Genomic DNA, 20,719 nt, shown 5'->3' on the forward strand with positions numbered 1-20,719 from the left:
GCGGGATGCGCGGGCGACGATCCGCCTCACCTCAACGGGAGGCGACGAGCGCGGCCCGGACGTCGTCGCGCGGCTCGGCCCCGATCGCCTGCGTGTGCGCCTGGGCGAGCACGTCCGCGATGACCACGCGCTCGCCGGACTCGGCGGACCGCACGGCGGCCTCCACCATCGCGAGGCTCAGCACGTTGGCGTGCACCTCGCCCGACGGGACACGCCCCGTGCGCAGGGCATCCACGAACTCGACGAGCGACCCGGCGATCTCCTCCGGCACGTCCGGCTCGAGCTCGGCGGTCTCGACCGCCGACGGTGATCCGCCCTGCGGCGCGAGCTGCCGCTGCGGAGCGGAGTCGCCGTCCCAGACGGCCGTGCCGCGCTCGCCGTTCACCCGCCAGCTGCCGTTCCACGAGGTCTCCACGCCGTCCGCACACCAGCTGCCGCTGTAGGTGTAGCGGACTCCTCCGGCGAACTCGAAGATCGCGGTCGCGGCGGCGTCGGCGGAGAACCAGCTCCACCCGGGGTTGTACTCCTCGCAGTACACGGCGATCGGGTCGCTGCCGAGGACGTAGCGGGCGGCGTCGAAGGCATGGATCGCCATGTCGACGAGCAGCACGTGCGGCATCTCCTCGCGGAAGCCGCCGAAGTGCGGCGCCTTGAAGAACTCCGTGGTCGCGGACCCGAGCCGACCGAGTGACGCGACCTGCTCCCGGAAGGCGGCGATCGACGCGTAGTAGCGACGCGACTGGCTCGTCATGAGCAGTTGCCCGCTGGCCTCGGCCGTCGCCGCCAATGAGAGCGCCTGCGCCACGGTCGGCGCGATCGGCTTCTCGCAAAGCACCGGCAACCCGGCGAAGAGCGCCTCGGTGTTCACCGGGTGGTGCGCGGCGGGCACGGTGACGTTGACGACAGCGTCCGCCCCCGTCGCCTCGGCGACGACCGACACGCTGGTGCCGACGACGACACCCTCGGGGCCCACGCCGAGCCCCGCCTCGGTCACCGCCGACTCCGCGAGGGCCGTGTCGAGGTCGACGACGCCGACGAGTTCCGTGTCCGGGTTCGCGAGGATCGTCCGCAACCACGCCCGTCCCATCCCGCCCGCACCGACGAGCACGAGCCGGACCGGCCTGGTGGCGTCCGCGAGCGTCGCGAAGCCACCGTCGACAGGAGCACTCATCGCGCGAGCGCCCCTTCGTATCCGCGGCCGTTGTAGAAGTCCTCGGTCTCGTACCGCAGCAGGACCGGCACCGCGCGTTCCGGACGCAGCGTCTGCGCCCACCGGACGCCGTTCGCGAGGACGCGACGGACGTGCTCGTGGTGGTAGACCGGGTAATCCTGGTCGCCGGGGGAGAAGAAGAAGATCTTGCCGAAGCCGCGCTTGTAGGTCATGCCGGAACGGAAGACCTCGCCACCGGTGAAGGTCGACAGGAAGACGAGCTCGTCGGGCGCGGGGACGTCGAAGAACTCACCGTACATCTCCTGCGCCGGGATGATGAACGGGTGCGGGATCCCCTGGGCGATCGGGTGGGTGGGGTCGACGGTCCAGACGATCTCGCGGTCCTCCTCCGACCGCCACCGGAGCGTGCACGAGGTGCCCATGAGCTTGCCGAAGATCTTCGACCAGTGGCCGGAGTGCAGCACGAGCAGGCCCATACCGGCGAGTACGTGCTGGTGCACGCGCTCGACGACCTCGTCGGCGACCTCGCCGTGAGCCGCGTGGCCCCACCAGACGAGCACGTCGGTCGCGGCGAGCACCTCCTCGGTGAGCCCGTGCTCCGGTTCGTCGAGCGTGGTCGTGGTGACCACGGCGTCGACGCCGAGGTGCTCCTCGATGCCCTCCTTGATGGTCGTGTGCATGCCGTCCGGGTAGATGGCGCGGACCTTCTCCTCGATCTGCTCGTGGCGGTTCTCGCCCCAGACGAGGACGCGGATGGGGGTGCTGCTGTCGGACATGGTGGTGCTCCTTCGAGGATGCGTTGCGTGGTCGGAGAGGGTGTCGGAGTGGTCGTCGGTCATTTCACGGCACCGCCCGTGGCGCCCGCGGCGATGAACCGCTGGGCGATGACGAGCAGCAGGATCGCGGGCAGGGACGACAGGACGGCGGTCGCCATCACCGCGCTCCAGTTCGAGACCTGCGAGCCGAGGTACTGGTAGATGCCGAGCGTCACTGGCCGGACGTCCTCCGTCGTCGTCAGCGTCAGGGCGAACAGGAAGTCGCTCCAGGAGAAGAGGAAGGCGAACAGGCCGGCGGTGATGAGCACGTTGCGGCTCACCGGGAGGACGATCGAGACGAAGGCCCGCACGTGCCCCGCGCCGTCGACCCGTGCCGCCTCCACGATCGACGGCGGGATGGTCTGCATCGACGCCCGCAGGATGAGGATCGCGAACGGGATGGCGTGCGAGGCGTCGGCGAGGATCAGCCCGGGGATCGAGTTGAGCAGGCCGAGGTCGTTGTAGGCCGAATAGAGGGCGTTCGCGATCACGATGCCCGGGATCATCTGGGCGATCAGGATCACGAGGAGGGCGATGCTGATCCACCGGAACCTGAACTGCGCGAGGGCGTAGGCCGCTGGGGCCGCGATCGCGAGGGTCAGGACGACGGTGCCGAGCGAGATGACGAGGCTCGTGACGAGGTGCCCGCCCTGGTCGGCGATCGCCTTCTCGTACCCGGCGAAGCTCGGGTTCACCGGGAAGAAGTCCCCCGTGAGCGTGTTTCCGGAGGGTTGCAGGGACGCGTTCACCATCCAGTAGACGGGGAAGAGCATGATCGCGAGGATGAGGATGCCGAGGACGGTGGAGCCGAGGTGGCGTCGGTCGCCGCGGTGTCGACGCGGGCCGACCGGTGCGAAGCGGCGCGTCTGCCGGCCGCCGGTCACGATGCTGGTCGTGGTCATGAGGGTCCGTGTCCTTACTCGTCGACCGCGCGTCGGTTCACGCGCAGGTAGACGATGGCGAAGAGGAGCGAGATGACGATGAGGATGTTGCTGAAGGCCGCACCGACACCGAACTCGAAGTTGACGAACGACTCCTGATACGACCGCACCGCGAGGGTCTGGGTGGCGTTCGCCGGCCCGCCGTTCGTGAGGCCGAGGATGATGTCGAGCACCTTGATCGTGTAGACGACGCCGAGCACGAGCACGACGCTGACCACGGGCCTGAGGTTCGGCCAGGTGATGTGGCGGAACGCCTTCCAGCCGGTCGCGCCGTCGAGCGCTCCCGCCTCGTAGAGCTCGTCGGGGATGTCCTGGAGGCCGCCATAGAGGATCGTGACGTTGAACGGGATGCCGATCCAGATGTTGACGAGGACGACCGCGAACAGGGCCACCGACGGGCTCGTCAGCCAGGGGACGCCCGACAGGCCGATGGATCCGAGGGCGGCGTTCAGGACGCCGCTGTCCTGGTCGAGGATCGACCGCCAGGTGGCGCTCGACACGATCAGGGGGAGGAGCCAGGGGAGCAGCAGCATCGCGCGGAGGAACGAGCTCAGGGGGAAGCGTCGCTTGAAGAAGACGGCGAGCGCGAGCCCGATCACGAACTGCCCGGCGATCGACCCCACCGTGAACAGCGCCGTGTTGAGCAGTGCCGGCGTGAACAGCTGGGAACTGAACACGGTCACGTAGTTCGCGAACCCGACCCACGGAGCCTCGCCCGTGAAGAACGTCTTCGTCGTGTACTCCTGGAAGCTCATCGTGACGTTCTTGACGACCGGGTAGCCGAAGAAGAGGACGATGTAGAGCGCTGCGGGGAGGACGAAGCCGAGCTTGATCAGGTCTTCCCGGCGGAAGCGTCGGGACCGGCGGCCGGCCCCGGCGGGGGTGCGCTTGGTCGGCGCGCCCCCGCCGGTGCCGCTGGACCGCTGGTCGGTCTTCCGGTCCTGGAGCGATGCTCCGGCGATGCCGCTGCTCATCGGGATCAGCCCGCGGCCGCCTGCTTGAACGCCTCTTCAGGCGTCGCCTGCCCGGTCAGGGCGAGCTGGATGGCGGTGTAGATCTCGGTCGCGGCCTCGGGCCACTCCTCGCCGAGCTCGCCGGTGCGCGAGCGGGCGTTGGCGACCTGCTCCGTGAACGCGGCCATCTCGGGGACCTTCGCGACGTACTGCTCGGCCAGGGCCGTCTTCGTCGGGACGGTGAAGCGGGCCTCGGCGAGGGCGAGCTGGTTCTCGTCGCTCGAGATGCACTCGACGAACTTCGCCGCCTTCGCCTGCTTGTCCTTGTCGCCGGTCACGGGGACGGTCCAGACCTCGCCGCCGAGCGGGGCGACGGGCGTCTGGCCGGCCTTGTTGACCGGAACCTGGACGCTGCCGTACTTGAGGTTCGTGTCGGCGCTGAGGGCCGGGATCTGCCACGGGCCGTTGATCATCATCGCGGCCTTGCCGGCCATGAACTGGTCGTTCACGTCGGCCTGCGACCAATTGATGACGCTCTTCGACGCCGACCCCGAGTTCACGAGGTCGACCTGCAGCTGGAGCGCCTCGGCGACGGCGGGCGTCGTGAGGTCGGCCTCGTCGCCGCCGTTGGTCCACATGAACGGCAGGAACTGCCAGCTGCCCTCGTAGGTGGCGATGGAGCTGAAGGCCAGCCCGTAGGTGTCGCCCTCGGTCAGTGCAGCGGCGGCCGTCTTGAGTTCGTCCCACGTGGTCGGCGGGGTGATGCCCTTCGCCGCGAGGAGGTCCTCGTTGTAGAAGAGGCCGAGGGTGTTGACCGTCGGCGCCAGGCCGTAGACCTCGCCCTCGTAGCTCGCCGCGTCGAGGATGCCCTTCGCGAAGCCCGAGGTGTCGACGCCGTAGTCGCTGAGTGGCGAGAGGCCACCCGTCGCGGCGATCTCCTGGACGTCCGGGTTGTCGAGCATGAGGACGTCGGGCAGCGTCTTGGACGACGACTGCTGGAGCACCTTCTGGATGAGGTCCTTGCCGGGGACGGTCTCGCGCTTGATCTTCACGCCGACGTCGTCCGCGCACCGGTCCAGGGCGTCGCCCACGAGGGTCTTGTCGGGTTCGTTGTTGTAGTAGTCGAGGATCGTGAGGGTGCCGGCGTCGCCTCCGGCCGCCGCGCCACCGCCACCGCTGCACGCGGTGAGGGCGAACGGGGTGATCGCGAGGATCGCGAGCGATCCGAGCACGTGCGGCCGACGGATGATGCGAGGCCGGGTGTCGCGGGTGGTCGTGGATCTCATGTCATGGCTCCTTTGCCTGGTGAGTGGTGTTCGTGATGCGGTGGTGATCGTGGTGCGGTGGGTGGTTCGGTCAGTGGTCGAGGGGGATCCAAGCGGCGCCTGCGTCGGCGCTCGCCGAGACCGCGGTGAGCACGCGCTGCACCATCAGGCCGTCGGCGAAGCCCGGTTCGGGCGCCCGGCCGGCGGCGAGGTCACGGGCGAGGTCGGCGACCTCGTGGACGAAGGTGTGCTCGTAGCCGAGGCCGTGCCCGGCCGGCCACCAGGCGTCCGCATACGGGTGACCGGGTTCGGTGACGAGGATGCGCCGGAAGCCCGCCTCCTCGGCGGGGAGGGTGTGGTCGTGGAACTGCAGCTCGTTCATGCGCTCGAAGTCGAAGACGAGCGATCCGTCGGATCCGTCGACCTCGAGCCGCATCGCGTTCTTGCGGCCGGTGGCGAAGCGGGTGGCCTCGAAGGTCGCCAGGGCGCCGCCGTCGGTGCGGGCGATGAACACGACCGCGTCGTCGACGGTCACCCGGCCGGTGAGGGATTCCGCCGCGTCGCCATCCTCAGGATCGTCGCCCGCGGTGGCACTGAGGCCGCTCGACGAGGTGGGGAGCGGCCGCTCGGTGACGAAGGTCGAGGTCAGGGCACTCACGCCCGTCAGCTCCTGCCCGGTGACGAACCGTGCGAGGTCGATGATGTGGGCGCCGAGGTCACCGAGCGCACCGGAGCCGGCCTGGTCGGCGTCGAGTCGCCAGACGAGCGGGAAGGTGGGATCCGCGATCCAGTCCTGCAGGTACTGGGCCCGGATGTGTCGGATCGTCCCGAGGCGGCCGTCGGTGACGAGCCGTCGTGCATAGGCGAGCGCGGGGGTGCGTCGGTAGCTGAAGCCGACCATCGCGTGCACGCCGCGCGCCGCCGCCCGCTCGGCCGCGGCGTTCATCCGCTCGGCCTCCTCGAGCGTGTTCGCGAGCGGCTTCTCGCACAGGACGTGGATACCGGCGTCGAGCGCGGCGATCGCGACCTCGGCGTGGAGGTGGCCCGGGGTGCAGATGTCGATCACGTCGATGTCGCCACGGGTGAGGAGCGCTCGCCAGTCGGTCTCGACGTCGGCGATCCCGAACCGGTCGGCGAACGCGCGGGCGGCGTCGGCATCGCGACCGCTGACTGCGACGAGGTCGACCCGGCGGCCGAGGTCGAAGAAGCGGGGAGCGGTGGTCCAGGCCTGCGCGTGGATGGTGCCCATGAAGCTGTACCCGACGATCGCGACGCGCAGTGGCTGCTCGGACCGGTTGTCGTCCGTGGTCGGTACAGGCATCAGCACGGCTCCTTCGCCGGTCGAGGTCGGATCGCGCAGGCCGAAAAGTTAACCGGTTTACTGCTCGCTTCGGGAACCAGCATGCACCGCGTCGCCGGAGTCGTCAAGAAGCAATTTAACCGGTTTACCGAATCGTGATCCGTGAGAGACTGACCGGACAGCACCGCACCTGAACGGGGATCCATGGCAACGATGCGTGACGTCGCGCGACTCGCAGGGGTCTCGGTCGCCACGGTGTCGTTCGTCGTCAACGATTCGAAGCCGGTGTCCCCGGCCACCCGACTGCGGGTGGAGTCGGCGATGGTCGAACTGGACTTCCGCCGGAACGCGGTCGCCCGCGCGCTCGCGAGCCGTCGGACCCGGATCATCGCACTGCTGTTCCCGGTGCTCCAGCATCGACTGTCCGACAACGCGGCCCGCTTCTTCACCGGTGCTGCGGAGGCTGCGGCCGAGCTCGGGTACACCGTCGTCCTCTGGCCGGAGCCGAGCGACCCCGAGGCGCTTCGCGAGTTCACCTCCGATGGCCTCATCGACGGCGTCATCCTCATGGAGGTGCGGCTCGACGACCATCGGGTCGACCGTCTGCTCGCGGCCGGGACGCCACTGACGCTCATCGGTCGGACGCGCGACCCCTCCGGTCTCGACTACGTCGACGTCGACTTCGAGGGGATGGTCGAGTTGTCCATCGACCGGTTGCAGGCCCTCGGTCATCGGGAGTTCGCCCTGCTCGAGGAGGTCGAGCGGGCCGATCTCGACGGTTACGGCCCGGTGGTCCGCGTGCAGGAGACCTTCCACGCCGTGTGCGCGGCCCGTGGACTCCGCGCTCGGACGCTCCAGTGCACTCCCGATCCGGCCGGTGGTCGCGAGATCGCGGCGGCCCTCCAGGAGGAGGCGCCCGAGGTCACCGCCGTCCTCGTGCTCAACGATCGGGCGGCCCTCGGTTTCGTGAGCGAGCTCGGCAGGCGCGGCGTCTCGGTCCCCGACGACCTGTCCGTCGTCCTCGTCGCCTCCACACGAGAGGTGTCGGAAGCGGCCGACCCGGCACTCGCTGTCACGTTGCTGCCCGCCGCCCAACTCGGCAGGATGGGCGTCGAGACCCTCATCGGCCGTCTCGACGGCACCCTCGGTGAACTGCGTCACGAACTCGTCATGGGCGCCTTCCTCGAGGGCGCGTCCCTCGCGCCGCCGCCCGATTGAGTCATCTCGTCGCGTGAGCGGCCCTCGAGCGACCGGTCACCGCACCTCAGGGCGCCGGGAGGACTCCGCCGCTCGGTTCGCGATCGCCCGGTGCCGTGCCTGCCCGATCAGCGATTGGGTGTAAGCGACGCGGTTCATGGTGTCGTGCCGGGCGAAGTCGGTCGAGATCGGGACCTGCTCGGTGTAGGTGTACGGGCCGGCCTGGACGTTCACGGAGACGAACCCCGAGACGCGCCTCTCCTTCGCGAACAGGAACAGCAGGCTGAGGAAGAAGAACCAGATCAACACGATGACCAGCACGATGGCCCACGCCGGGGTGTGGGTGGTCGTCGAGGTCTGATCGCTCGACGTCACGTTGACGTCCGCGAGTGGCCACGTGCCGGCGGGGGTCATGATCACGTCCTCAGTGACCCTGATGTTGCCGATCTGGACGAGGAGGGGCTGTGGCATCGGCGGGAGCTGGGTGGTCATGGGCATCGACCATAACCAATCGGTCCAGACCGCCGCCGAAGTTCTCCACAGCCCACGATGGAGTGGAAGCCGGGTCCCCGTCCCAGTCCCCGTCACGGTCGTTGGAGGCCGATCCGCGGGTAGAGCGCGCGGAGCGTCTGGTCCAGCCCGCCCGTGAGCGAGCTGGCGCCGTGGTCGCCGCCCGGTATCGCGAAGGTCTGGACCTTCCAGCCGGCGGCCGTCGCGGTGGCTGCGGCGCGCCGCATCATGTCGGTGTAGACCGCGTCCGCCGTCCCCGCGGAGAAGAACGCCTCCGTGTCGGCGTACGTCGTCTTCGCCATGATGGTCGCCGGTTTGATCGCGTCGTACGCGTTCTGGTCGCCGTTGAACATCACGCGCAGGTTGTCCGCCGGGAGGCCGGCTCCGGGATACTCCTCACCCGAGACACTGACGACGTTGCCGAAGGTCTGCGGGTACTTGGCTCCGTAGTAGATCGCACAGCTGCCGCCGGCCGAGTACCCGGCCACCGTCCAATCCTTCGGCGACTGGAGGATGTGCAGGTTCGCCTTCGCCCAGGGGAGGACGTCCTGCGTGACGTACGTCTCCACCTTCCCGTACCGCCCGTCGATGCACAGCGGATCCACGGAAGGGTCGCCGAGCTGGTCCACGACGAGCGCGATGGGGGCGAGCCCCTGGTGGTCGGCGGCGATCGCGTCGAGCGCCTCGCCGATCCACTTCGCGTCGGGGTCACCCGGTTGTCCCATCATCATGAGGACGAACGGGAGCGCCGGGGGATCCTTCACGAGCGCGGCGGGTGGGTAGTAGACCTGCGCCGGGCGGGCGTTGAACCCGGAGTTCGTGTTCGGGATCCGGTCGCCCGTGGGAAGCGGGCCGAACCTGCCTGTCTTCGGCAGATCGGCCGGCGGCTTCCACGTCTCGTACAGCGGACGGGCCGGATCGCCGGTGGGCGTGCTCGTCGGCGTCACGAGGGTGATCGGCTTGCGGTTCTGGACGTGGAACATCGACCCGAGGGTGGTCTGGACGCCGTACGCGCCGTTGACGCCCAGCGCCGCGGTCGCGCCGAAGACGAGGATGCACGCGACGGCGATGACGCGCCGCTGCCACGAGACGCGCCAGCAGATCGTGAGGACGGCGAGCGCGATGCCGGCGAAGACGCCGATCAACCAGGGCTCCGCGGAGCGGATCAACGGCCCGCCGAAGAGGTTGAGCACGTCGAAGACCAGCCACACCGTCCCCAGGGCGAGGAGCGCGCCGGCCAGGAGGGCGATGGCGGCGCTCAGGTACCACAGCAACCCGGACCGACGGATGACGAGGTACAGCAGGCCGGCGATGCTGAGCCCGTCGAGCACCCAGACGAGTGGACCGTCGATGACGTCGAGGTTCCACAGCCAGTCCATCGATGCTCCATCCTGCGTACCGCGATGGTTGTCAGGCTAAGCGGCCGCCCTGAGCGGGACAAGGGCCGTTGGGCGTCCTCACGGGCTCGCCCATAGGATTGAGGGGTTCCGGGAGCGGGCGCCAGCCAGGCGTCAGCACCGGAAGGTACCGCCGCGTGGCAAGCGGCACGGAGGATCCACACCCATGGCAGAGCAGTCCCATCTCGAGTCCGTCATCACCCTGGCCCAGCACCGCGGCTTCGTCTTCCCGTCGGGAGACATCTACGGCGGTACGCGGTCTGCGTGGGATTACGGGCCCCTGGGTGTCGAGCTCAAGGAGAACATCAAGCGCCAGTGGTGGAACGCGTTCGTCCGTGGCCGCGGCGACATGGTCGGTCTCGACTCCGCCGTCATCCTGCCCACCCCGGTCTGGGAGGCGTCCGGTCACGTCAAGGTCTTCAGCGACCCGCTCACCGAATCGCTCATCACCCACAAGCGGTACCGTGCCGACCACCTGTTCGAGGCGTACGAGGCCGAGCACGGCCACCCGCCGGAGAACGGCCTCGCCGACATCCCCGACCCCGAGCACCCCTCGAAGATCGGCCAGTGGACCGAGATCCGCCAGATGTCCGGCCTCCTGAAGACCTTCCTCGGCGTCGTCGACGACGAGTCTGGTCTCCACTACCTGCGTCCCGAGACCGCGCAGGGAATCTTCACGAACTTCGCGAACGTGCTGCAGACGGCCCGCAAGAAGCCGCCGTTCGGCATCGGCCAGATCGGCAAGGCGTTCCGCAACGAGATCACGCCCGGTAACTTCATCTTCCGCACCCGCGAGTTCGAGCAGATGGAGATCGAGTTCTTCGTCGAGCCCGGCACGGACGACGAGTGGCAGCAGACCTGGATGGACCTCTGCTGGGCCTGGTTCATCGACCTCGGCATGACGCCCGACAACATCCGTTGGTTCGAGCACCCGCAGGAGAAGCTGGCGCACTACTCGAAGCGCACCGTCGACATCGAGTACAAGTTCGGCTTCGCCGGCAGCGAGTGGGGCGAGCTCATGGGCGTCGCGAACCGCACCGACTACGACCTCAAGGTGCACGCCGAGCAGTCCGGCAAGGACCTCAGCTACTTCGATCAGGCCAAGAACGAGCGGTACATGCCGTACGTCATCGAGCCGTCGTTCGGTCTGACCCGTGCGCTCATGGCCTTCCTCGTCGACGCGTACGAGGAGCAGGAGCTGCCGCCGAACGCCAAGGGCAAGATCGAGAAGCGCACCGTGCTGCACCTCGACCCGCGTCTCGCGCCCGTCAAGGTCGCCGTGCTGCCGCTGTCCCGCAACGAGGCGCTGTCGCCGCTCGCCCGCCAGATCGGCGACGAGCTGCGCGGCTCGTGGAACATCGACTTCGACGACTCGGGTGCGATCGGCCGCCGCTACCGTCGTCAGGACGAGATCGGCACCCCGTACTGCGTGACCGTCGACTTCGACTCGCTCGAGGACAACGCCGTGACGGTCCGCGACCGCGACAGCATGCAGCAGGAGCGTGTCGCCATCGACGAGCTGTACGCCTACCTCGCCACCCGCCTCAAGGGCGCGTAGGCCTCCGCCGTTNGGGCGAGCGGATGCGGATCGCTCGGGCTAGGCGTTGCCGAGTGAGGTGTCGAGGAACGCGAGCGTCTTCACCCAGGCGTCGGCGGCAGCGTCCTCACGGTAGGTGATCGTGTTGGTGTCGTTGAAGAAGGCGTGACCGGCGTCGGGGTAGACGGTCGCGGTGAACTCGACACGCGCGTCCTCCATCGTCGTGGTCAGCTCGGGCAGGCTCTGCATGAGGCCCTCGTCCTGGTCGCCGTAGAACGCGAGGACGGGGCAGGCGATGCTCGTCACGGCCTCGGGCTCCGGCGGGTAGCCGTAGAACGGGACAGCGGCGCGGATGCGGCGGTCGGCCGCGGCGAGCGCGAAGCTGTAGCCACCACCGAAGCAGAAGCCGACGACGGCGACGCGGCCGTCGATCCCCTCCTCGTCGAACAGGGCGTCGACGGCCTTCCCCAGGTACCCGAGCGCCTCCTCGGCGTACTCGGGCGACTTCGAGGCCGAGAGCTTCTCGCGCAGCTTCGGCTGTGCCGCGGTCCTCGTCGCCTCGTCGCTGTTGAAGACGAGGCTCTCCAGCTCCGCACCGATCTCGGGCGTGACGCCGGCGCCACTCAGGATGTCGGGCGCGATGACGAGGTACCCCTCCGCGGCGAACCGGTCGGCGACGTCAGTGATGTGTGGGACGAGGCCCCAGATCTCGTGGATGAGCACGAGCCCGCCGCGGAGCTCGACGCCCTTCGGCGGGTCGGCGCGGTAGGCGGTGAGGCCCTTGGTCAGCGTGATGGTCGTCATATCGCCAGTGTTCCAGCCGACCCTCCGCACCGGCTGGGGGTTGCGCTGCCTCGCGAGTTATCCACAGATTCCGAACGAGCATCCGAACTGATGTTTCAGATGACTACAGTCGAGCTGTGGCGTGCCCACGGGCCGGCTCTCCTCACGACGAGGCGGCCCCTGGACCTCGACCCACTCCGCTCGGAGTCGTCGACATGCCGACCTGCCCCCTCGTTCCATCCGCGATCAACACCCTCGGAGGTTCTCTCGTCGTGCCCGTTCGACCACTCGCCATCGTCGGCCTGTCCGCCCGCTTCGGTGGCGCGGCAGACGCCCACCAGTACTGGCGCAACATCCTGACAGCCCGGCGCAGCGGCTCCGCCGTCCCCCGCTCGAGATGGGATCACGCCTCCTTCTTCGCGCCGCACGACGCCCGAGCGGTGCATCACGCCTACTCCGACCAGGGGTCCTTCATCGACAGCGTCGAGCAGTTCGCCGCGCGGCACTTCCGCATCCCACCCAGTCGCGCGCACGCGATGGACCCGCAACATCGCCTGCTCCTCGAGGCAGCGCGAGCCGCCTGGATCGACGCCGGGTTCGAACGTCGTCGCATCGACCGGTCGTCCATCGGCGTCTTCGTCGGGATGGCGGCGAACGACTACCGCGAACTCTCCTCGCTCCGCATCCGGACGCAGCTCCTCGGCGACGACTCGGTCCACGCGGAACGCGCCGGCCCCGACCTCACGGCGGCGATGGGCGCGCGCGTCGCCGGTGTGCGCCCGTTCCACGCGTTCTCGATGCCGGGATGCCTGCCCAACATGGGGCCGGCGCTGGTGAGCAGCACGCTCGACCTCGGCGGCCCGAGCTTCGCGGTCGACGCCGCGTGCTCCAGCAGCCTCGTCGCGCTCCACCAGGCGATCGCCGCCATCCGGTCCGGGCAGTGCTCGGCGGCGCTCGTCGGCGGTGTCAACCTCAGCCTCGTCCCGGACGCGATGGTCGCCTTCTCGCGGATCGGCGCGCTGTCACGGAGCGGGGTGTGCCGGCCGTTCGACGGCGATGCCGATGGATTCCTCCTGGGCGAGGGTGTCGGCATGATCGTCATCAAACCGCTTGAGGCCGCCATCGACGACCACGACGACGTCTACGCGGTCATCCGCGGCTCCGGGGTGTCCAACGACGGCCGGGCCGAAGGACCGATGACGCCGACGACGGACGGACAGCTGGCAGCACTCCGCCGGGCCTACGAGGACGCCGCTGCCGACCCCGCCGACCTGGGCGTCGTCGAGGCGCACGGCACGGCCACCCCGGTGGGTGACCGCACCGAGCTGGAATCGCTGGCGGCGCTGCGTCGTCTCGGGGCATCGCCGCGCCGGACCGCCACGGTCACGGCGGTGAAGGCGCTCGTGGGGCACACGATGGCGGCGGCCGGGATCGCCAGCATCGTCAAAGCGGCACTCATGGCGAGGCATCGGGTCGTCCCCGGGCAGCCCCGCCTGCGTTCGGAGGCGCACACCGAGGCCCTCCGAGACGGCCGCCTGGCGCTCGCCTCCCGCACCATCGATCCGGGCGACGACGCTCTGGGCCTGATCGGCGTCAGCTCGTTCGGGTTCGGCGGCACCAACGCTCACGTCGTGCTCGAATCACCGCCGGCGCGAGCAGGTCGAGTCCGTCGGCGTGCCGCCGGGGGACCGGCCGACGAAACGCTCCCGCACCTGCTCGTGTTCTCGGCCGCCGACCCCACGCTGCTCGGCGAGCACCTCCGTGCGGTCCTCGCCGTCCTCGAGGCCGCCGACGCACCGTCCATCGCCGGCCTCGCACGGACCCTGAGCTCCCGGTCGCTCGCGAGCACCCGTCTGGCGGTGGTGTGCCGCACCGCCGCCGAGCTGATCTCCGGGCTGTCGGCCGCCGTGGAGCAGCTCGCTAGCGGAGCCACCGGGGCGATCTCCGCGGACGTCTGCACCGGGGTCCGTGTCGACGAGGCCGCCCGGCGGATCGCCTTCGTCTTCCCCGGGCAGGGCAGCCAGACACCGCGGATGCAGTCGGACCTCCTCGATCGGTTCCCCGCCTTCCGCACAGCGGCCGAGACCTTGAACGAGCAGGTGCTCGACGAGACCGGGGTCGATGTGCTCGCGGCGCTCGTCGCGGCCGATGCCGACACCCCCTCCGGAATCGACCGTCTCACGTCCACCGAGGTCTGCCAACCCGCGCTCGCGGTGACGGCGATCGCCACCGTGGCGCTGTTGCGCGAGATCGGCGTGGAGCCCGACCTCGTCATCGGGCACAGTGTCGGCGAGCTGCCCGCCATGGCGACGGCGGGCGCGCTCGATGCGCCCGACGCCGTACGGCTCGCCGCGGTCCGCGGACACCACATGCGGTCGGCTGCGACGCGACCCGGCGACGGCATGACGGCCCTCGGCTGCGACGCCGAGCGGGCCGCAGCGCTCCTCAGTGGTATCGACGACGCGTGGATCGCAGCCGCCAACGACCCCCGGCAGACGGTGGTGAGTGGAACCGGCGAGGCCCTGCGCACCGTCGCGGAACGGTGCGTCGAGCACGGGGTGTCGACCCAATCGCTGCGCGTCGCCACCGGGTTCCACTCGCCCCTGCTCGAGCCGATCCGGCCGGCCCTCGTGGCGGACCTGTCGCGATTCCGACCTCGCGCGCCGCAGGTCCGGCTCGTCTCCACCGTGACGGGCCGCACGGTGGAGACGAGCGAGGAGCTGGGCCGTCAGCTCGAGGAGAACGTCTTCTCCACGGTGCGGTTCCGCGAGGCGATCGAGTCGGCGTCCGCATCCGACGTCAATGTCTACGTCCAGATCGGTGGAGGTTCGGCACTGCTCGGGTCCATCCGACGCTCCCTGGGCGATGCGCCCGACGTACATGTCATCCCGAGCAGCGCGTCGGCGCAGGACGACGCGTCGACCTTCCTCCGACTCCTCGGTCGGCTGACGGTACTGGGGGCCGACCTCGACCTGGCATCGCTCGTGCCACCAGACACCGCGGGTGTGGCGCTGCCGATCGCGCCGCTGCCGACCGAGCCGTACTGGGTCGTCCGACCGGACGCAACCGCCCCGACGACCACACCCCGAGAACCCACATCCGAACCGCACCGACCACCCTCCCCCGTCGAACAGGATCCCCACTCCATGCACCACGACCCCCGCGATCTGCCGTCCTCCCCCCTCGCCGGACGACCGTCGGCAGGACCGTCGATCCAGCCGCGAGCCGCCGACGCCCAGGCCGACCACCTGCCCGGACTGCTCGCCCTCATGAACCGCCAGCTGAGCCTCATCGAGGGTTCCGGGCAGGCCGGACGTGCGCCCGCGTCGACGGATCCGTTCGGTTGGTCAGCGGAACCCGGATCGCCGCAGGCGGAGGTGGTCGCACGGATGGGCCTCGCAGCCTCCCGGTCGCATCGTGCGGAGTCCGACGCGGTCATCCTCGGCATGGTGTCGCGCATCAGCGGGTTCCCGCTGGACCTGATCCGGCCGGACATGCACCTCGTCGAGCAGCTCGGATTCGATTCGCTGATGATGCGTGAGCTGATCACCCAGCTGCACACGGAGTGGCCATCGCTGCCGACCCCCGCCCAGCTCGGCGAGCGCTTCGCCGGGCGGCCCACGGTGGAGCAGGTGCTGGACGGTGTCGGCTCCTTGCTGCACCCGTTCGCCGAGGAGGCGCAGCACCGGCTTCCGCGGGTCGAGACGGAACCGGTGGCCGCCGCTTCCCCGGCGCCGGTCGACCGCCCGACCCGATGGACCGAGGCCGACGCCCGCATCGAGTGCTTCCCGGAGGCGGTCGCCATGCGGGAACGCCGGCAGCAGACGGACCGCAACCCCTACTTCCTGCTCCATGAGGGGATCATCGACGCGACGACGACGATCGGCGACGCCCAGCTCGTGAGCTTCTCGAGCTACAACTACCTCGGTGTCACCGGCCACCCCGTGGTCGCCGAGACGATCGCCGACGCCGTGGCCCGATACGGCAGCTCGGTGTCCGCCAGTCGGTTCCTGTCCGGTGAGCGCCCGATCCATGCCGAGCTCGAGCAGGAGCTCGCCGACCTCCTCCAGGTGGAGTCCGCGCTCACCCTGGTGAGCGGCCACGCGACGAACGTGAGTGTCATCGGGCACCTGGTGGAACCGGGCGATCTCATCGTCCACGACAGCCTCGCGCACGACAGCATCATCCAGGGGGCGAAACTCTGCGGAGCCACCCGGCGGTCCTTCCCCCACAACGACCTGAGCGCGCTCGACGACCTCCTCGGCGCGATCCGCGGCGGGTTCCGCCGAGTCCTCATCGTCGTGGAGGGCGTCTACAGCATGGACGGCGACCTCGTACCGCTCCCGCAACTCATCGAGCTGAAGATGCGACACGGCGCACTGGTGCTCGTCGACGAAGCGCACAGCATCGGGACGGTCGGCGCGAACGGGGGCGGAGTCGGCGAACACTTCGGTGTCGACCGCGCGGACATCGACCTCTGGTGCGGCACGATGTCGAAGTCGCTCGCCGGATGCGGCGGCTACGTCGGGGGCACCGCCGCGGCGATCGATTACCTCAAGTACTCCGTGCCCGGGTTCGTGTACAGCGTCGGCATCACCCCGGCGAACGCAGCCGCGTCGCTCGCCGCCCTCCGGCTCATGCGCGACGAGCCCGAGCGCCTCAGCCGCCTGCGGCAGAACGCCGACCGCTTCCGCGAGACGGCCCGGGCCGCCGGCATCGACATCGGCGACAGTGCCGACTCGCCCGTCGTGCCGTGCATCGTCGGCAGCTCGGAACGGGCGCTGGCACTGGCGACCGCGCTCTTCGACCACGGCTTCAGCGTCAACCCGATCCTGTACCCGGCCGTGCCGGACGACCAGGCGCGGCTCCGATTCTTCATCACCGCGGAGCACACCGCCGAGCAGATCCAGCGGGTCGTGGACATCACGGCATCCGAACTCAACCGCATCACCCACGACATCGAGGTATCCGCATGACGAACCACTCCAGAACGACTCCCAGACGACGGGCGGTGATCACGCTCCTGATCGGCCTGGTGTTCGCGATCGTGGCGGGCATCGCGGGGGCCGACGTCCTCGACAACCTCAAGACGGGCGGGTTCGACGACCCGCAGTCCGACTCCGTGGCCGCAGCGGACGTGCTCGCCGACCGGTTCCCCGGCAGCGACCCGAAACTCGTCCTCGTCGTGGACGTCTCCGACGGACTCGACAGCGCCGCCGGCAGGGAGGCGCTCGACGACATCGTCGGCGCTGTTGACGATGTGGACGGCGCCAGCGTCACCGGCTCCTACGCCGACGCGGAGCAGCTGCGGAGCGACACGGACCGCGGCGTCGTGCTCGTGGCGCTCGCCGGAGACGAGGACACGGTGCAACGCGCGACCACCGCGCTCCGCGGGACGATCACCGAGGAGGTGACGTCGGCCACGGTCCGGTTCGGCGGCATCGCGGGGATCAACGACGACCTGAACGCGCAGGTCAAGACGGACATCATCGTCGCGGAGACGATCGCCATCCCGATCACCCTCGTGCTGCTGTTCTTCGCGTTCCGCGGTGTGGTGGCCGCGCTGCTGCCCGTCGGCGTCGCGGGCGTCACGATCCTCGGTTCCCTCGGCCTGCTGAACGTGGTCGCGCAGCTCACCTCGGTCTCCCTGTTCGCAGTCAACCTCGTCACCGCGTTGGGCCTCGGACTCGCCATCGACTACTGCCTGCTGTTCCTCACCCGCTATCGGGACGAACGCTCGGGCGGAGCCACCGACGAGGAGGCGTTGCGGATCGCTCGGCGGACGACCGGCCGGACCATCGTGTTCAGCGGCGTCGTCGTCGCCGCGGCGCTCGCCACGCTGATGCTGTTCGACCAGTACTTCCTGCGCTCGTTCGCCATCGCGGGACTCGTCATCGTGGCCTGCTCCGTGGTGGGCGCGGTCGTCCTGCTGCCCGCAGCCCTCACCCTCCTGGGTCGCCGGATCGACTGGGGCCGTCTGCGCTCGCGGCGCCCGGCCGGGGCCGAGGGTCGGTTCTGGTACCGGGTGGGCGACCACGCGTATCGCCGTCCGTGGTTGGCGGTGCCCGTGATCGCGCTGCTCATCGCCATGGCCGCGCCGTTCGCGCACGCGGAGTTCGGGGTACCCGACGAACGAGTGCTCCCCGCCGACGCCGAGAGTCGTGTCGTGGCGGACATCATGCGGTCCGACTTCGACGTCGCCGAGGCGGACGCCGTCTCCGTCGTCACCGAGGACTGGGCGGGGACGGACCGCGAGCTCGAGGAGTACGCCACCGAGCTCTCCTCGATCATGGGCGTCGAGGCCGTCACGACGTCCCTCGGCAGCTTCGTCGACGGACGCCTCGTCGTCCCGGCCGATGCTCGGACGGAGCAGCACTTCCGCGACGGTTCGGCGCTCTGGCTGCAGGTCGCGACCGACGTCGTCCCGTACTCGCCCGAGGGCTCGGAGCTCGTCCGCGACGTCCGCGCGGTGGACCCTGGAGCCGGCTCGACCGTCCTGGTCGGTGGCCTCGCGGCGCAGATGATCGACATCGGTGACTCCATCTCGGCGCGTCTGCCGTTCGCCGCCGCGGCCATCGCGCTCATGACCCTGATCATCCTCTTCCTGTTCACGGGGAGCGTGCTGCTCCCGATCAAGGCGCTGGTGCTGAACGTGGTCGGGCTGGTCGGCATCCTGGGCGTCATCGTGTTCCTCTTCCAGGACGGCAACCTGTCGGACGTGCTCGGCTTCACCCCGTCGCCCATCGCCATCTCGATCCCGATCCTGCTGTTCTGCATCGCCTTCGGACTCTCGATGGACTACGAGGTGTTCCTCCTCGCGCGGATCCAGGAACGGTTCCGTGCCACGGGCGATCTCGCGGAGGCGGTGCGGAGCGGGCTCGGTGCGAGCGGCCCGATCATCACGGCCGCTGCGGCGATCCTCGCGGTGTCGTTCTTCGCCATGGCGACCTCCGGGGTGTCGATCATCAAGATGCTCGGCATCGGTACCGGTATCGCGATCCTCATCGACGCCATCCTGATCCGCGGCGTGCTCGTCCCGGTCTTCATGCGCGTCGCCGGACGATACAACTGGTGGGCGCCGCGGTGGCTCGCGGCGATCCACCGTCGCATCGGGATCACGGAGGGCTGAATGGACGCGCGGTTCAGCGGCCTGTCGGCCGATGACGACCTCTCGGCGCTCGTGTCCGAGGCGGCTCGTGCGGCGAACGCCCACAACACGCAGCCGTGGGGCGTGGACTGTCAGGGCGACGAACTCGTCCTCCGCCGGGATCGCACTCGCACCCTCGGCGCGAGCGATCCGCGAGGACGCGACACGATGCTGTCGTTCGGGGCGTTCGTCGAGTCACTCCTCATCTGTGCGGCGTCGGCCGGTGTCGGACTGCGCTTCGAGGCCTCCACCGGCGGTGACGCGGAGACCGATGAGGTCGGCCGGTTCTCGCGCCACCCGGAGGGCTACCAGACGACGTTCTCCTCGGCGGACGTCCGTGGACGACGCGTCTGGCGAGGGCGATGGCGGGACGGCGCTCCTCCGCCCGACGTCCTCACGGCGGCCGCTGCGGAGGCGGAGCGTGCGGGGTTCCGGCTCGTCTCGATGCCGACCCGGGACGCCCGTCCGTTCCTCATCCGAGCCAACCGGTGGTTCTTCGGCGACGCGGCGATCGTCGCCGAGCTCCACCGGTGGACCCGCCTGTCGCCGCGCCACCCCGACTACGGCGAGGACGGACTCAACGACGCGATGCTCGTGCTGTCGAAGGTCGAACGAGCCGGCCTGCGGACGCTGATCAGCCCGCGGGTGTTCCGCGCGCTTCGCGGCGTCGGGCTGCCCGGGTTGTTGGCGAGGATGTCGGCCTCCGCGACCCAGGGCTCCGGCACCGTCCTCGGCGTGGTCAGTCCCACCGAGGCCCCACAGGAACTCGCCGCTGGGCGACTGCTCGCCCGGCTCTGGCTCGGCTTCCAGCGCCACGGCCTGTACGTGCATCCCCAGAGCGCGCCGCTCGACTGTCCGGAAACCAGAGCCATGCTCGACGAACGCTGGCAAATCGCCCGGGACGAGCAGCTCGTCGCCTGGTTCCGGGTCGGCATCCCCGCCTCGGACCCCGCGACGCGCTTGGCATCCCCGCGTCGATCGAGTGGCTGAATCCGCAGCCGCGGTCGTCGACGCTCTCCGGATGCAGGTGCCGTCGGGCGTCGTCGTCTCGGCGTCCGTCGGCACCGCACCCGGGCCGTTCGGGGTCCGTCCGACTCAGGCTCTTCGGAGCACCGAATCCCGCTCGGCGCGCGACTGCGCCAGGGCGGCACTCGCGATGCTCGGCCAGCGCTCCACGGACATCCCGACGGGGGAGGGCGGGCAACCGGTCTGGCCGACCGGCGTCGTCGGGAGTCTCTCGCACTGCCCCGGCTTCACGATCGCAGCCGTCGGTCACGTCGGTGTCGCGAGCGCCATCGGGATCGACGTCGAGGTGCACCGGCCCGTCCATCCCGCCGTCGCGGCGACGATCGTCTGCGGGAGTGAGGCGTCCATGCTCACGCGGCTCGCCTCGAGCCATCCGGCCGTCGCGTGGAGCGCCGTGCTGTGGAGCGTCAAGGAGAGCGTCTTCAAGGCGTGGTACCCGCTCACCGGCCGGTGGGTCGACTACACGGCGTGTGAGGTGGTGATCCACCCGGATCGTGGGTCGTTCGATGCGCGGGTCGTCGTGCCGGCCGGTCGGACCGCGCGCTCGACCACGCCGCGCACCTTCGCCGGACGATGGTCGGTGGTGGGCACCCACCTCTGCAGCGTCGTCATCGTCCCGGCCTCGCAGCGACAGGACGGGTGATCGGCTGTTCCGGTCGACGCGGGTACCGTTGAGG

At 69.8% G+C, this 20,719-nt stretch carries 15 protein-coding genes; 6 read left to right on the forward strand and 9 right to left on the reverse strand.

What is annotated here, in order from left to right:
* Positions 1–31: 31 nt before the first annotated feature.
* The 6 genes from IFU11_RS10850 to IFU11_RS10875 all read right to left on the reverse strand — a co-directional run bounded on the left by IFU11_RS10850 (position 32) and on the right by IFU11_RS10875 (position 6,466).
* Positions 32–1,171, reverse strand: a complete 1,140-nt coding sequence (locus IFU11_RS10850) for a Gfo/Idh/MocA family protein (RefSeq protein ID WP_192018959.1) — start codon at positions 1,169–1,171, stop codon at positions 32–34.
* Positions 1,168–1,947 (reverse strand): ThuA domain-containing protein, encoded by a 780-nt coding sequence (locus IFU11_RS10855; RefSeq protein ID WP_191940041.1) that lies wholly within the window; start codon positions 1,945–1,947, stop codon positions 1,168–1,170. The genes IFU11_RS10850 and IFU11_RS10855 overlap by 4 nt, the downstream gene beginning before the upstream one ends.
* 59 nt (positions 1,948–2,006) lie before the next feature.
* Complete coding sequence (locus IFU11_RS10860) at positions 2,007–2,888, reverse strand: carbohydrate ABC transporter permease (protein WP_137242794.1); 882 nt, start codon at positions 2,886–2,888, stop codon at positions 2,007–2,009.
* A gap of 14 nt (positions 2,889–2,902) precedes the next feature.
* The gene (locus IFU11_RS10865) at positions 2,903–3,901 is read right to left on the reverse strand and encodes a carbohydrate ABC transporter permease (protein WP_191940042.1); all 999 of its coding nucleotides are present in this window, start codon (positions 3,899–3,901) and stop codon (positions 2,903–2,905) included.
* Positions 3,902–3,906: 5 nt separating this feature from the next.
* Positions 3,907–5,166, reverse strand: coding sequence for a sugar ABC transporter substrate-binding protein (locus IFU11_RS10870; protein WP_082916064.1), 1,260 nt, complete (start codon positions 5,164–5,166; stop codon positions 3,907–3,909).
* A 70-nt stretch (positions 5,167–5,236) separates the two neighbouring features.
* The gene (locus IFU11_RS10875; RefSeq protein WP_192018960.1) at positions 5,237–6,466 is read right to left on the reverse strand and encodes a Gfo/Idh/MocA family protein; all 1,230 of its coding nucleotides are present in this window, start codon (positions 6,464–6,466) and stop codon (positions 5,237–5,239) included.
* A 183-nt stretch (positions 6,467–6,649) separates the two neighbouring features.
* Here IFU11_RS10875 and IFU11_RS10880 point away from each other — a divergent pair, with 183 nt between their 5' ends.
* Positions 6,650–7,663, forward strand: a complete 1,014-nt coding sequence (locus IFU11_RS10880; RefSeq protein ID WP_228501431.1) for a LacI family DNA-binding transcriptional regulator — start codon at positions 6,650–6,652, stop codon at positions 7,661–7,663.
* A gap of 36 nt (positions 7,664–7,699) precedes the next feature.
* On the opposite strand, the gene IFU11_RS10885 is transcribed toward IFU11_RS10880, so the two are convergent.
* On the reverse strand, positions 7,700–8,134 hold the full coding sequence (locus IFU11_RS10885; protein WP_137242792.1) for a hypothetical protein: 435 nt from the start codon (positions 8,132–8,134) through the stop codon (positions 7,700–7,702).
* 92 nt (positions 8,135–8,226) lie between these two features.
* Entirely contained in the window at positions 8,227–9,531 is a 1,305-nt protein-coding gene (locus IFU11_RS10890; protein ID WP_079704489.1) for an alpha/beta hydrolase, read from the reverse strand.
* Between the two features lie 184 nt (positions 9,532–9,715).
* Between IFU11_RS10890 and IFU11_RS10895 the strand changes: the two genes are divergently transcribed.
* Positions 9,716–11,107 (forward strand): glycine--tRNA ligase, encoded by a 1,392-nt coding sequence (locus tag IFU11_RS10895; RefSeq protein ID WP_137242790.1) that lies wholly within the window; start codon positions 9,716–9,718, stop codon positions 11,105–11,107.
* Between the two features lie 39 nt (positions 11,108–11,146).
* On the opposite strand, the gene IFU11_RS10900 is transcribed toward IFU11_RS10895, so the two are convergent.
* Positions 11,147–11,890 carry a dienelactone hydrolase family protein gene (locus IFU11_RS10900; RefSeq protein WP_085511333.1) on the reverse strand — a complete coding sequence of 248 codons (744 nt, stop codon included), beginning with the start codon at positions 11,888–11,890 and terminating at the stop codon, positions 11,147–11,149.
* 251 nt (positions 11,891–12,141) lie between these two features.
* On the opposite strand from IFU11_RS10900, the gene IFU11_RS10905 reads away from it, so the two are divergent.
* Genes IFU11_RS10905 through IFU11_RS10920 form a run of 4 tightly spaced genes read left to right on the forward strand, consistent with a single transcriptional unit; the run spans position 12,142 to position 20,685 of the window.
* Complete coding sequence (locus IFU11_RS10905; protein WP_192018961.1) at positions 12,142–16,845, forward strand: type I polyketide synthase; 4,704 nt, start codon at positions 12,142–12,144, stop codon at positions 16,843–16,845.
* Between the two features lie 35 nt (positions 16,846–16,880).
* Positions 16,881–18,998 (forward strand): MMPL family transporter, encoded by a 2,118-nt coding sequence (locus IFU11_RS10910; protein ID WP_192018962.1) that lies wholly within the window; start codon positions 16,881–16,883, stop codon positions 18,996–18,998.
* Positions 18,999–20,006, forward strand: a complete 1,008-nt coding sequence (locus tag IFU11_RS10915; protein ID WP_192018963.1) for a hypothetical protein — start codon at positions 18,999–19,001, stop codon at positions 20,004–20,006.
* Positions 19,999–20,685 carry a 4'-phosphopantetheinyl transferase family protein gene (locus IFU11_RS10920; RefSeq protein WP_192018964.1) on the forward strand — a complete coding sequence of 229 codons (687 nt, stop codon included), beginning with the start codon at positions 19,999–20,001 and terminating at the stop codon, positions 20,683–20,685. The genes IFU11_RS10915 and IFU11_RS10920 overlap by 8 nt, the downstream gene beginning before the upstream one ends.
* Positions 20,686–20,719 lie beyond the last annotated feature (34 nt).

Origin of the sequence: Plantibacter sp. CFBP 8804 (assembly GCF_014841225.1) — a bacterium.
GTDB lineage: Bacteria > Actinomycetota > Actinomycetes > Actinomycetales > Microbacteriaceae > Plantibacter > Plantibacter auratus.